General features: G+C 64.2%; 14 protein-coding genes and 1 pseudogene. 8 read left to right on the top strand and 7 right to left on the bottom strand.

The window, feature by feature from the left end:
• Positions 1–9: 9 nt before the first annotated feature.
• Positions 10–627, top strand: a complete 618-nt coding sequence (locus HB777_31610) for a TetR/AcrR family transcriptional regulator (protein ID QND68042.1) — start codon at positions 10–12, stop codon at positions 625–627.
• Between the two features lie 44 nt (positions 628–671).
• Positions 672–1,264: pseudogene (locus HB777_31605) on the top strand (hypothetical protein).
• Positions 1,265–1,273: 9 nt separating this feature from the next.
• Here HB777_31605 and ppa read toward each other — a convergent pair.
• From ppa to HB777_31575, 6 genes are all read right to left on the bottom strand, one after another.
• The gene (gene ppa / locus HB777_31600; protein ID QND68041.1) at positions 1,274–1,807 is read right to left on the bottom strand and encodes an inorganic diphosphatase; all 534 of its coding nucleotides are present in this window, start codon (positions 1,805–1,807) and stop codon (positions 1,274–1,276) included.
• A gap of 112 nt (positions 1,808–1,919) precedes the next feature.
• Positions 1,920–2,426, bottom strand: coding sequence for a GNAT family N-acetyltransferase (locus HB777_31595; GenBank protein ID QND68040.1), 507 nt, complete (start codon positions 2,424–2,426; stop codon positions 1,920–1,922).
• 240 nt (positions 2,427–2,666) lie between these two features.
• Positions 2,667–3,305, bottom strand: coding sequence for a TPM domain-containing protein (locus HB777_31590; protein QND68039.1), 639 nt, complete (start codon positions 3,303–3,305; stop codon positions 2,667–2,669).
• A gap of 9 nt (positions 3,306–3,314) precedes the next feature.
• The gene (locus tag HB777_31585; GenBank protein QND68038.1) at positions 3,315–4,202 is read right to left on the bottom strand and encodes a YgcG family protein; all 888 of its coding nucleotides are present in this window, start codon (positions 4,200–4,202) and stop codon (positions 3,315–3,317) included.
• 4 nt (positions 4,203–4,206) lie between these two features.
• Positions 4,207–5,058 carry a YgcG family protein gene (locus HB777_31580; GenBank protein ID QND68974.1) on the bottom strand — a complete coding sequence of 284 codons (852 nt, stop codon included), beginning with the start codon at positions 5,056–5,058 and terminating at the stop codon, positions 4,207–4,209.
• Positions 5,059–5,235: 177 nt separating this feature from the next.
• On the bottom strand, positions 5,236–5,874 hold the full coding sequence (locus HB777_31575; protein QND68037.1) for a LemA family protein: 639 nt from the start codon (positions 5,872–5,874) through the stop codon (positions 5,236–5,238).
• 163 nt (positions 5,875–6,037) lie between these two features.
• On the opposite strand from HB777_31575, the gene HB777_31570 reads away from it, so the two are divergent.
• The 6 genes from HB777_31570 to HB777_31545 all read left to right on the top strand — a co-directional run bounded on the left by HB777_31570 (position 6,038) and on the right by HB777_31545 (position 11,325).
• Positions 6,038–6,289 carry a hypothetical protein gene (locus HB777_31570; protein ID QND68036.1) on the top strand — a complete coding sequence of 84 codons (252 nt, stop codon included), beginning with the start codon at positions 6,038–6,040 and terminating at the stop codon, positions 6,287–6,289.
• A 13-nt stretch (positions 6,290–6,302) separates the two neighbouring features.
• Positions 6,303–7,187 carry a pyridoxal kinase PdxY gene (gene pdxY, locus HB777_31565; GenBank protein ID QND68035.1) on the top strand — a complete coding sequence of 295 codons (885 nt, stop codon included), beginning with the start codon at positions 6,303–6,305 and terminating at the stop codon, positions 7,185–7,187.
• Positions 7,184–7,954, top strand: coding sequence for a DUF429 domain-containing protein (locus HB777_31560; GenBank protein ID QND68034.1), 771 nt, complete (start codon positions 7,184–7,186; stop codon positions 7,952–7,954). Before pdxY ends, HB777_31560 begins: the two co-directional genes overlap by 4 nt.
• Before the next feature lie 148 nt (positions 7,955–8,102).
• Complete coding sequence (locus tag HB777_31555) at positions 8,103–8,747, top strand: carbonic anhydrase (GenBank protein QND68033.1); 645 nt, start codon at positions 8,103–8,105, stop codon at positions 8,745–8,747.
• Positions 8,748–8,763: 16 nt separating this feature from the next.
• Positions 8,764–9,177 (top strand): nuclear transport factor 2 family protein, encoded by a 414-nt coding sequence (locus HB777_31550; protein QND68032.1) that lies wholly within the window; start codon positions 8,764–8,766, stop codon positions 9,175–9,177.
• A gap of 93 nt (positions 9,178–9,270) precedes the next feature.
• Entirely contained in the window at positions 9,271–11,325 is a 2,055-nt protein-coding gene (locus tag HB777_31545) for a M3 family metallopeptidase (GenBank protein ID QND68031.1), read from the top strand.
• An 81-nt stretch (positions 11,326–11,406) separates the two neighbouring features.
• Here the strand turns inward: HB777_31545 and HB777_31540 are convergent, their stop codons facing one another.
• Entirely contained in the window at positions 11,407–12,984 is a 1,578-nt protein-coding gene (locus tag HB777_31540) for a M81 family metallopeptidase (protein ID QND68030.1), read from the bottom strand.
• Between the last annotated feature and the right edge of the window lie 127 nt (positions 12,985–13,111).

Raw genomic sequence — 13,111 nt, 5'->3', positions numbered from 1 at the left:
AGTCACACGATGCCAACGGACAAAAATATTGATCTGACCATCAGCGACGGTCATGCGTCCGCGCCGCCGAAGGCCGCCAAGAAGATCCTCGATGTGGCCTATGATCTGTTCTACCGGCGCGGCATCAGGGCGATCGGCGTCGACGAGATCGTCAAACGCGCCGGCGTCACCAAACCCAGCCTCTACCGCAGCTTTCCGTCCAAGGATGAACTGGCTGCCTCCTATCTCAGGCAATACGATCTTGAATACTGGGAACGTTTCGACGAGGCGGTCGCCGCTCATCCCGGCGACCCGCGCGCGCAGATCAAGGCGTTCCTGACCCGCATCGGCAAGCGCACGCAAGTGGCGGACTATCGCGGCTGCGGCATGACCAATGCGGCGGTCGAATATCCCGACCACAGCCATCCGGCCCGCGTGGTCAGCGAGGCCAACAAGCAGGAACTGCGCCGCCGGCTGCGCGCCATGGCGGTTGCGATGGGCGCGCAAGACCCTGACACGCTGGGCGACGGCCTGCTGCTGCTGATCGAAGGCGCCTATATCAGCGGCCAGCTGTTCGGGCTCGGCGGCCCGGCGCAGGCGGTCGCACGCAACGCCGATCTGCTGATTGAAGCCAGCTTGAAGAAATAGCGTTTGACGCTACGCTGCGCCGGCCTCCAACGGAGATGCCCGCGATGCGCAGCCTGCTGATTCCGCTCACCCTCGCCGGCTTCTGCCAGGCTGCACACGCCGACGGCATTGCAAGCGCCTACACCGATCTCGACTCGAAGAAGGACTGCGTGACCTACGCGCAGGCCGACGAAGGCGACGGCGACTGGGCCGAACTCGCCTGTTCGGGCTATCGCGGCTATCCCGTGCTGATCGCCTATGACGACGCGCGCGAATCGCTGTTCTACGGCTTTCCACCCGGCGGCGACATGACGACGGTGTGGGAGAGCTTTTCCGGTTTCAATTCGTCCGGAGCCAAGATCGAGTGGCGCATCGAGACCAAGGGCGACAGAGCGGTGCCCTTTGCCGTCATCCATCGCCGCTCGATCAGCAACCCGGACGACGAAAAAAGTCGACCGAAGTGCTGCTCGTCGCCAAGGTCGGCCAGATGGACGCGCGCGACGGCTGCACCGTCGGCCTGGTGCTGGCCACCGGCAATCCCGCCGCCAACGACCAGGCACGCAAGCTTGCCGACGACAAGGCGCGGACCTTCGCCTGCGGCAAGGACAGGCACACCGTCATCGGCAACGTGCCGGCTTTCGGCCGGGTCGATAACTGACCGGTCGGGCTACTTGCTCTTCTTGGCCCGCTCGATCGCGTCGACGATCATCTTCTTGGCATATTTGGAATCGTGCCAGCCTTCGATCTTGACCCATTTGCCGGGCTCGAGATCCTTGTAGTGCTCGAAGAAGTGCTGCACCTGCTGGCGGGTGATGTCGGGCAGCTGGGTGTATTCGGTGACGTTTTCGTAGCGCAGCGTCAGCTTCGGTGACGGCACGGCGATCACCTTCTCGTCCTGGCCGGCATTGTCTTCCATCACAAGCACGCCGATCGGCCTGACATTGATGACGCAGCCCGGCACCAGCGCGCGCGTGTTGCAGATCAGCACGTCGATCGGATCGCCGTCACCCGACAGCGTGTGCGGCACGAAGCCGTAATTGCCGGGGTAGCGCATCGAGGTGTGCAGGAAGCGGTCGACGAACAGCGTGCCGGCCTCCTTGTCCATCTCGTACTTGATCGGCTCGCCGCCGATCGGCACCTCGATGATGACGTTGATGTCGTCAGGCGGATTCTTTCCGATGGCTATGGCTTCGATGCGCATGGCTTTGTCCCTCTTTTGATGGGAGATCGATAGCGGGCGCTGCCGCGCGGCGCAATGCGGCGAATGGTGCTGGGTGCGATCGGAAGACGCGGGCGGCCGAAAAGCCGGTCTGTCATTCCCAGACGAAAGCGACCTTCTTCAGCGCCTTCTGCTCGAAGATCTCGACGCCCTCGGCGACATCGCGGCCGCCGGCGCCGGCGTAGAAGGCAAGCGCGTTCTGGTTGTCTTCCAGCGCCCAGACCACCATGCCTTTCAGCCCGTGATCGGCCAGACGCGCCCTGGCTGCCGCAAACAGCCGGCTGCCAAGCCCGATACCCTGATATTCCGGCCGCAGGTACAATTCATAGATTTCGCCTTGCTGGCGCAGTTCGCGGGCGCGATTCTTGCCGATCGTCGCATAGCCGGCGATCTTGCCGCCGATTTCGACCACCAGAACGGTGGCGGCGCGGCGAATCGCATTCGCCCACCAGTCGGCGCCGCGACGGTTGATCATAGATGTCAGCGTACGGTGCGGAATGATGCCGGAATAGGCGCCGCGCCAGGCCTCCAGATGCACCTCGGCGATGGCACCGGCATCGCGCGGGTCGGCCTTTCTTATGTCGATGGTCAGCGTATTCATGATTTGTTAACCATAAACCCGCATCGCCCGATTGCAAGAGTCCGGGCGACCCGCCGACCGCTTTCTCACAGGCGATCATGACACTGATGACATCAGGCAAAGCCTGCTTGAAAACGCGCTCAGCCGAGGCGGATGGCGTGGCTTTCGAGAACCGGAGCGGAGCGTACTTTTGTACGTGAGCACCGGAAGCGCAGAAAACCGCGTCAGGCGTCCGGCTGATTAGCGTTTGCAGGCGGGCTTTCAAATCTCGACGAGATGATCGTCCAGCTCGTTGGTGTCGCCCGCCGTGACCGGGAAATGCTCGGCCAGCACCGCGCCCACCTGCTCGATCGCCTTGACGAAGCCGTCGGCAAGCCGGTCGTCGCCGGCATGCGCGGTCAGATCGCGCACGACGCCATCCCAGACATGCTGGCCGACCTTGGCGTCGATGCCCGAGTCGGCGACCACTTCGGCATAGCGCTCAGTGATCGAGACGAAGACCAGCACACCGGTGCGCGCCGTCGTGCGGTGGACGTTGCGGGCGAGGAACTGCTTGATCGCGTTGGCGTGCGCCGCCTGGTAGCGCAGCCGCCTCGGCACCAGGTGGATGCGCAGGCCGGGCAGCGCCCACACCAAGGCCAGCACGCAGGCCAGCGCCAGGAGCTGGGCTAGGACGAAATGCGGCAGCCGGATCGACAGCCACCATGCCTCCAGCCCATAGCCGACCGCCAGACTGACGATCAGCATGCCGACCGTCGCCATGAAGGCGGCAGGGAAGAAATAGCCATCGCTGGCATGCGCCACGACGCAGTAGATCTCGCCGTCGGTTTTCGATTCGGCAGCGCGGATCGCCGTGGCGATGCGCTCGTGATCCTGCGGGCTGATTGGTCGTGTTGCCATGATCTTGTCTCACCAGCCTCCTGAAGAACCGCCACCACCGGATGAGCCGCCGCCGCCGGAAAACCCGCCGCCGCCGGAAAACCCGCCACCGCTGCTTGACCCCGAAGACCAACCGCCGCCGGAACTCCCCGGCGACCAGCCGCTGCCCGATGACGAACCCGATACCCAGGCGCCGCCCGGCCCGTGGCCGTAACGAAACGTCATGCCCAGCCATTTGTACACGCCCGGCGACAGCTTTGTGCCGAACATCGGCGGCAGGAACGCAATCGCCAGGCCGCCAAAGAACATCGTCCCCCACACGATCAGGAACACCGCGACGATGGGGGCGATGGAGGTACTGTCATCGGCGGGATTGCGCTTGCCCCGCGCTTCCAGTTCTTCCGGATTGCCTTCCAGCACCATGACCATGTCGTCGACGGCCTTGCTGATGCCGCCGGAGAAATCGCCGGCCCGGAACGCCGGCACCATGTCGTTTTCGATGATCAGCTTGGTGTGCAGATCGGTCAGCGTGCCTTCCAGCCCATAGCCGACCTCGATGCGCATCTTGCGGTCGTTCTTGGCGACAAGCAGGAGCACGCCATTGTTTTCGCCAGCCTGGCCGAGCTTCCAGAAGCGGAACAGCCGGTTGGCGTAGGGTTCGATCTCCTCGCCATCGAGGCTGGGGATCGTCGCGACGACGATCTGGTCTGAGCCTTTTGTCTCGAAATCGGCAAGCTTCTGCGTCAGCGCCGCCTTGGTCGCTGGATCGATGATGCCGGCATTGTCGACGACACGGCCGGTCAGTGCCGGCAGGTCGGCGGCAAAAACCGAGAAGCAGGAGAACAGCACGGCCACAGCCATCAGGACAAGCGAGGCGAAGCGGTCGGGTCTCGATAGGCTGATGGTGCGTATTGTCATGCCATTACCAGCTTCCCGACGAGCCGCCGCCGCCGGACGAACCGCCGCCGCCGGAAAAACCGCCACCGCCGCTTGACCCCGAAGACCAGCCGCCGCCGGAACTTCCCGATGACCAGCCGCCACTGGAGGATCGCCGGTGTGGCTCGAAGGTCATGCCAAGCCAGCGATAGCGGCCGGGACCAAGCTTCTGGCCGAATATCGGCGGCAGGACGGAGACCGCGATGCTGCCGAAGAAGATGATTGCCCAGATGCTGATGAAGACGCCGAAGAACAGGTCGTCGGGATCAAAGGGCGCCTGCTGGTTGCGCTCACCGCGCGCCTCCAGCTCCTCCGGATTGCCTTCCAGCACCATGACCATGTCGTCGACGGCCTTTTCTATGCCGCCGGAGAAATCGCCGGCGCGGAATGCCGGCACCATGTCGTTTTCGATGATCAGCTTGGTGTGCAGGTCGGTCAGCGTGCCCTCAAGGCCATAACCGACCTCGATGCGCATCTTGCGGTCGTTCGGGGCCACCAGCAGCAGGACGCCGTTGTTTTCCTTGGCCTGGCCGAGTTTCCAGAAGCGGAACAGCCGGTTTGCGTAGGGCTCGATCTCCTCGCCATCGAGGCTGGGGATCGTCGCGACGACGATCTGGTCTGAGCCTTTTGTCTCGAAGTCGGCAAGCTTCTGCGTCAGCGCCGCCTTGGTCGCGGCATCGATAATGCCGGCATTGTCGACGACACGGCCGGTCAAAGCGGGGAGATCGGCGGCGAGAGCGGTGAAGGGGAGGAAGAAGAGGCTGGCGAGAAGGCCAAGAAAGGAAAGGTAGGTGTTCCGTAGCGCCCCCCTCTGTCCTGCCGGACATCTCCCCCTCAAGGGGGGAGATCGGACGTCACACCGGCCTTCGCCAATCACCGACGCAGAAGGATGAGCGATGCGCTCGAAACTGCCGATCTCCCCCCTTGAGGGGGAGATGTCCGGCAGGACAGAGGGGGGTGTTTGCACGCCAGCAATCCGTCATTTCGCGGGATTTATTCCGATGACAGTCGCCGTTCACCCGCCCTGCTTGGTGCCGAAATCGACCTTCGGCGGCTGCATCTTGTCTTCATCGACGGTGAAATTGGCGTAGGGCTCGTTGCTGCGGAACCAGAAGGTCGCCCACAGCACCGACGGGAACGTCTTCAGCGTCAGATTGTAGTCCCTGACCGCCTGGATGTAGTCGCGCCGCGCCACCGCGATGCGGTTCTCGGTGCCTTCGAGCTGCGCCTGCAGCGCCAGGAAATTCTGGTTGGCCTTGAGATCGGGATAGGCCTCCGACACCGCGATCAGCCGCGACAGCGCGCTGGTCAACCCTGCCTGGGCATCCTGAAACTTCTTGAGGGCTTCGGGATCCTTTAGCGTTTCCGGCGTCACCGTGATCTGCGTTGCCTTGGCGCGGGCTTCGACCACCGCGTCGAGCGTGTCCTTTTCGTGCGAGGCATAGCCCTTGACCGTCTCGACCAGGTTGGGGATGAGGTCGGCGCGGCGCTGATACTGGTTCAGCACTTCGCTCCATGCCGCCTTGGCGTTTTCTTCCGCCGTCGGGATGGTGTTGTAGCCGCAGCCGGCCAGCAGCGGCAGCACGATCGCCATCATCAGGAAGGCGGGCAGCGTGCGGAACATGGACGGTGAGGCAAGGCGCTGGGCAAACATGATGGGGTCCCTCGGTAGAAGTTGCATGGCAAGCATTACCACAATCAGCGCGCAAGAAAACCGCCCGACCGGAAGCCGTTTGGCTGGCACGCCCGATGCCGTTGCAAGGCCCTGTGATTGGCTGTGCGAACGCGATAAGGTCCGATCGAAACGGGACATCATCATGGCGGAACGCCAGGACAGCGAGAAGGAATCGCGCCGTATCCTCGAGCGCGTTGCGCGCGAGACGGATCCGGCCGGCAACTCGTTTGTGGCGCGGGCCACGAAAGGCCTGCACGATCACGTCACCGCGGCCGATGCCGATCGTGCCGATCCGATCGAAATCTGGGGCACCCGCATTGGCCGGACACTCGGCCTGCTGCTGGCGCTGGGCCTGATGGTCTGGCTCGTGCTTTACGTCATCCGGGGCAGTTAGGAATCAAGCAACAATGAGCGCCGAACAAACCGACGCGCCGCGTGCGGTCATCGTCATTTCCAGCCATGTCGCGCGCGGCTCGGTCGGCAACCGTGCCGCAGTCTTCGCACTCGAGACGCTGGGCTTCCCGGTCTGGGCGGTGCCGACGGTCATCCTGCCCTGGCATCCCGGCCATGGGCGCGCGACGCGCATCGTGCCGCCGCTCGACCAGTTCAAAGCGCTGATGGCCGATCTCGAGCGCGCGCCATGGCTGGGTGAGGTCGGCGCCGTACTTTCGGGCTATCTCGGCGAAGCCGGCCAGGCCGAGGCCGTCGCCTCGCTGGTCGCCACGGTGAAGGCAAGGACGCCTGGCGCCATCTATATCTGTGATCCGGTGATGGGTGATTCGGGCGGCCTCTATGTGCCGGAACCGACCGCCATCGCCATGTGCGACCGGCTGATGCCGATCGCCGATATCGCCACCCCCAACCGCTATGAGCTGGAATGGATGGCCGGCGCTCCCTTGCCCGACCTGAAATCGGTGATCGCGGCCGCACTCCATGCCGGGCCATCGACCATGCTGGTCACCTCGGCGCCGTCGATGATGACGGGCGGCACGGGCAACCTGCTGCTCGACGGCAGCCAGGCGCTGCTTGCCGAGCACCGCCTGATCGACAAGCCGCCGAATGGGCTGGGCGATCTGACGGCGGCCGTCTACCTGGCACGTATCCTGTCAGGCCAGCCGGCAATCAAGGCGCTGCAATCGACGACTGCGGCGGTCTACGAGATCCTGGCGCGCACCGCCAAGCGCGGCGGCGACGAACTGCAGCTCGAAACCGATGCCCCGAGCCTGTCGCACCCGATGGCGATGGTTCAGCTGCGCCACCTCACGCATCCGGGGCGGGACCGCCGGGCGTGACATCGGCCAAGATCGCGCTTGTCGGCGTCGACGGCTGCAAAGCCGGATGGATCGCCGTTCGATGCGACCCCGGCATGGCACCCTCCGTCGCTGTCTTTGCCAGCTTCACTGCCCTGCTTGCATCCCTCCCCGACGATGCGGTCATCGCTGTCGACATGCCGATCGGCCTGCCCGCGTTTTCGAGCAAAGGCGGGCGCGGCCCGGAGGCGCTGGTGCGGCCGTTGCTTGGTAACAGGCAATCCAGCGTCTTCTCGATCCCGTCTCGCGCCGCGCTCTATGCCGACACCAACGACTTCACCACCCTCGAAGCCTGGTATGCCGCGCATAGCAGGGCAAGCGAGGTGGCCAAGGCCACATCCGACCCGCCGCGCGGCGTTTCGATCCAGGCGTTCGGTATTTTTGCCAAGATCCGCGAGATCGACGCATTGCTGATCGCGCGACCCGATCTGCGCGGCCGTGTGTTCGAATCGCATCCGGAAGTCGCCTTCTGCCGGCTGAACGGCGACCAGGCCATGCAACTGCCGAAGAAGATCAAGGGCGGTATCAATCCGGCCGGCATGGCGGAACGCAAGGCGCTGCTCTGCCGGCATGGCTACGAGCAGGGCTTTCTCGACCAGCCGCCGCCACGTGGTGCCGCCGCCGATGATTTCCTCGACGCAGCCGCAATGATGCTGATCGCCGGTCGCATCGCCAGCGGTGAGGCACGACCGTTTCCCGACCCGCCGGGCCGCGACGCTTTTGGCATTCCCGTTGCCATCTGGGCGTAACGCTATCGGCTAAGGCTGCGCCTGATGCATGGCTTTTAGAGCCAGCCCCCATAATTCTGCATTGCTCGCGACGGGCTTTTACCGTTAGAGCCTCTTCTGACCGCAACGAGCTGCCGCCTCCAACCCGGAAAGGCTCCAGACGCCGCCCATGTCCCATCTCCCCGACCACCTTCTCGCCGGCTACCGCAATTTCATGAATGGCCGCTATCTCACCGAGAGCGGACGTTATCGCGACCTCGCCCGCGAAGGCCAGGCGCCGGAGACGATGATCGTCGCCTGCTGCGATTCCCGTTCGGCGCCCGAGGCGATCTTCGATGCCGGACCGGGCGAACTCTTCGTGCTGCGCAATGTCGGCAACCTTGTGCCGCCCTATGCGCCGGACGGCGAATTCCATTCGACCTCGGCGGCGCTCGAATTCGCCGTGCAGAGTCTCAAGGTCAAGAACATCGTCGTCATGGGCCATGGCCGCTGCGGCGGCATCCGCGCCGCGCTCGACACCAATTCCGCACCGCTGTCGCCGGGCGACTTCATCGGCAAGTGGATGAGCCTGATCGCGCCGGCGGCCGAAACCGTCTCCTCCAGCACCTTCATGACCGCGTCGGAGCGACAGACCGCGCTGGAGCGCATCTCGATCCGCTATTCCATCGCCAATCTGAGGACCTTTCCCTGCGTCTCGATCCTCGAGGGCAAGGGACGGCTGTCGCTGCACGGAGCCTGGTTCGATATTTCGACCGGTGAACTCTGGACGATGAACAAGGAGACCGGCGATTTCGAACGGCCGGAGCTGGGATGACACGGCGGCGCGCAAGGTGGTGAACATCAGGTCGATCGTTTTGACGGCGGCCGCACTGCTGATAGCGATAATTGCCGCCCGCGCCGATGACCGCGCCATCATCAGCCGCTGGTATTCGGCATTGCTGGTCGCCGACCGCACCGAGCTGTCCGACCTGCTCTCCGATGACGTCCGGATAACACTGGACGACCTCGGCATCGTGCAAAGCAAGCAGGAATTCATCGCTTCGATCGACGAATGGCAGGGCGCCGTCGCCGGGGCGGCGATCCGGCACCGGATCGAGAAGAGCGAAGGCGGCGTCACCACGGTGGTCGCCTGTTACGATTTCCCCAACAACGACATGCTGATGCAGGAAACCTTCGCGGTAACCGACAACCGCATCACCGCCAGTTCGCAAGCAGCGATCGCCGAGAACTGCGACGGCTTCTGAGGCGGATATCGGCCAACTGCGATATTGCGGGTCCGCCGGCCGCGCCCTACATCGGTAGCGACCCACCCTGCCTTCTCCAGCGAAAGACTGTCCATGCCTTCCACAAAAGCCGTCGACCTCGCCGCCCATCCGCTGACCGCGTGGCAAGGGCCGCTCGGCCTGCCCGATTTTGCCAGCATTGGCGACGGCGACTTCTCCCCGGTCTTCGACGCGGCGCTGAAGGCGCATGAGGCCGAGATCGAGGCGATCGCCGGCAACAAGGACACACCGACCATCGAGAACACGCTTGCCGCACTGGAACTCGGCGGCGAAGCACTCGACCGTGTCTCGTCGATCTTCTGGTGCCGCGCCGGCGCCTACACCAATGACACGATCCAGGCGCTGGAACGCGACATCTCGCCGAAAATGTCCAGGCATTTCTCGGCGATTTCGATGAATGAGAGGCTGTTTGCCCGCATCGACGATCTTTACCAGCGCCGTGAGAGTCTGAAGCTCGACGCCGAGACGCTGAGGGTGCTGGAAAAGACCTGGAAGGGTTTTGTCCGATCAGGCGCCAAGCTCGACGCCGAAGGCAAGAAGCGGCTGGCAAGGATCAGCGAGGAATTGTCTTCGCTCGGCACAAGTTTTGGCCAGAATGTGCTCGCCGACGAGAGCGACTGGGCGCTGTTCCTCGACGAGGCCGACCTTGCCGGCCTGCCGGATTTCCTGAAAAGCTCGATGGCCGAAGCCGCCGAGATACGCGGTCAGAAGGGCCGCTATGCCGTGACCCTGTCGCGCTCGATCTATGAGCCGTTCTCGACCTTCTCCGAACGCCGCGACCTGCGCGAGATCGCCTTCCGCGCCTTCACCATGCGTGGCCAGAATGGCGGCGCCACCGACAACACATCCGTGGTGCGCGACATGCTGCGCCTGCGCGCCGAAAAAGCAAAGCTGCTCGGCTACGCCTCCTTCGCCGCGCTGAAGCTCGACGACACCATGGCCAAGACGCCGAAGGCGGTGCATGCGCTGCTTGACCCGGTGTGGGAGAAAGCGCTGGAGAAGGCGGCCGCCGACCAGACCGACCTGCAGCGGCTGGCGACGGAAGCCGGCAGCAACGAAAAATTCGCCGCCTGGGACTGGCGCTTCTACCAGGAGAAACTGCGCGCGGAGAAATTCGCCTTCGACGAAGCCGAACTGAAACCCTATTTGCAGCTCGACCGCATCATCGACGCCTGCTTCGACGTGGCGACACGGTTGTTCGGCATCACCTTCGAGGAGAAGAAAGGCATCGCGGCCTGGCACCCCGACGCTCGCGTCTTCGTGGTGAAGAACGCTGACGGCAGCGAGCGCGGCCTGTTCCTCGCCGACTATTTCGCGCGGCCGTCAAAGCGCTCGGGCGCCTGGATGAGCGCGCTGCAGTCCGGCTATAGGCTCGGCCACGGCTCGAAACCGGTGATCTACAACATCATGAACTTCGCCAAGCCGCCGGTGGGCGAGCCGGCGCTGCTGTCGGTCGACGAGGCGAAGACGCTGTTCCACGAGTTTGGCCATGCTTTGCACGGCATGCTGACCGACGTCACCTGGCCGTCGGTCGCCGGCACCTCGGTCAGCCGCGATTTCGTCGAACTGCCCTCGCAGCTCTACGAGCATTGGCTGACCGTGCCGGCGGTGCTGGAAAAGCACGCTCTGCATGTGAAGACCGGCAAGCCGATGCCCAAGGCGCTGCTCGACAAGATGCTGGCCGCGCGCACGTTCGGCGCCGGCTTCGCCACGGTCGAATTCACCGCCTCGGCGCTGATCGACATGGCCTATCACGCCCGGCCGGATGCACCGGAAGCGCCGCTTCGTTTCGAAGCCGAAACGCTTGCGAAGCTTGACATGCCGAACACCATCGCCATGCGCCACCGCACCCCGCATTTCGGCCATGTCTTTTCCGGCGACGGCTATTCGGCCGGCTACTATTCCTACATGTGGTCGGAAGTGCTCGACGCCGATGCCTTCGCCGCCTTCGAGGAAACCGGCGACCCCTTCAACCCGGCGCTTGCCGAGCGGCTGCGCAAGAACATCTACGCCGCCGGCGGCTCGAAGGATCCGGAAGAGCTCTACACGGCTTTTCGGGGCAAAATGCCGTCGCCGGAAGCGATGATGGTGAAGCGGGGATTGGTGTGATTAGCCATCTCCCCCCTCGTGGGGGAGATGGCCGGCAGGCCAGAGGGGGGGCGCTGTCCCGCCAACGTCTCCGCGAGAAGATCAGCGATCTTCGTTCGATTTCTTGCCCGCAAGACTAGTGAGGTCGCGATCCTTCGCGCCCCCCTCTGCCCTGCCGGGCATCTCCCCCACAAGGGGGGAGATTGGCAGCTTCCAAGGATCAGCCACCCGCGGCCACACCGGCCGCGTCAGCTTCGTATAATTCGTCACCGCCGGATTGCTGGGATACGAACTTGGCGCCGAGACATAGATGATCTCGGCGGCGATCGGCTCGAAGCCGGCGTAGAAATGATTGGTCGACTTGATCAGCAGCATGTCCTTGGCCAGCGGATCGACGCCGATGTTGGAGAAGATATCCGGTTCGAAGGTCTGCGTGCGATTGGTGTTGAGGATGATGTCGACCTCGCTGCCTTCGAGGCGGACCAGCGCCGTCGGCCCGAGCGTCACCCGGCTTGGCCCGAAACTTTGCCAACCCTCCGCAACCGCCTTCAGCACGCGCACACGCGCGTCGATCGGCTCGCCTGCCTGCGGCCCGGCCTTGCCCCCGAAGCGCAGGTCGATAATGGCGCCCTCGCCCGCGGCCAGGCAGAAGGTGACGGCAATCGGATCCCAGATCGTCGCCACGGCGAATTTGTCCAGGCCACGCGCCAGCATCTGGCGCAGCACGAAGGTGCCGTCGCCGGGGACGCCGCCGCCGGGATTGTCCCAGATATCGGCGAGGACCACCGGCTTGCCCGGATTTTCGGCGTGCACGGCCAGCGCCCGGTCGATGCCGTCGGTGGCGCTCAGCATGGTCATCGCCGTCTTTTCGCGCAACGCATAAAGCTCCCGCCCCAGTCGTTCCGCCAGCGCGTCGCCCTTGGCCTTGTCATTGTCGGTGACCACCAGGATGCGCGTGCCCATTTCGGCCACATCGGCCGCCATGAAGCCGTGGATGACCGAGACCGACAGCACGCCGTCCTTGCCGTGCAACGCCTTGATACGGTCGACGAAGGAGCGCATCGGCTCGCGGCTGGTCGGCAGCACCTGGATCATGCGGCAATCGAAGGTCGAGATGACCGGCTTGATCTCGCCGCGCGCCGCGGCGAGGCCGAGTTCGACGACATGTTCGCCGCGTTCGTAGAAATCGGTGTGCGGAAATTCGAGGAAGTAGGCGAGGATATCAGAGGCCGCCACGCGCTTCGGTGTCAGATGGCTGTGCGGATCGAGTTCCACGGCGATCACCACCTCCGGCCCGACCATTGCGCGAACCCGCTCGAGCAGATCGCCTTCGCAATCGTCATAGCCTTGCGCCACCATGGCGCCATGCAGGCCGAGGATGACGGCATCCACCGGCAGTGCTGCTTTGAGCTGACCCAGAATCTCGTCGCGCAGCGCCTCATAGGTCTGCCGTTGCACCAGACCGCCCGGCTCGGCCCAGGTGGCGGTGCCCTCGATGACATCGAGGCCTTCGGCCACGGCACGCCGGCGCAGCGCGACCATCGGCGAGGAGCACAGCGTCGGCGTTTCCGGATGCTTGCCGGGGCCGGCATAGAAGGCCATCTCGAACGATGCCCGGTCGGTCGGCACCGGCGAGAAGGTGTTGGTTTCCGTCGCCAACGAGGCGGTGAAAATGCGCATGTCTGGAGTCCGCTTCGCTCAGTATCTGGCCGTTTCGGCAAGCCATTTAGACGAAATGCTCGGCCGTGGCGATTGCTGCACAAGCGACGATACGGCAGCGCGCGACATTGGAAGCCTCCCTATCCTT

Source organism: Mesorhizobium loti, from assembly GCA_014189435.1.
In the GTDB taxonomy this organism is placed as follows: Bacteria; Pseudomonadota; Alphaproteobacteria; order Rhizobiales; family Rhizobiaceae; genus Mesorhizobium; species Mesorhizobium loti_G.
This window is presented reverse-complemented; position numbering and strand designations above follow the sequence as displayed.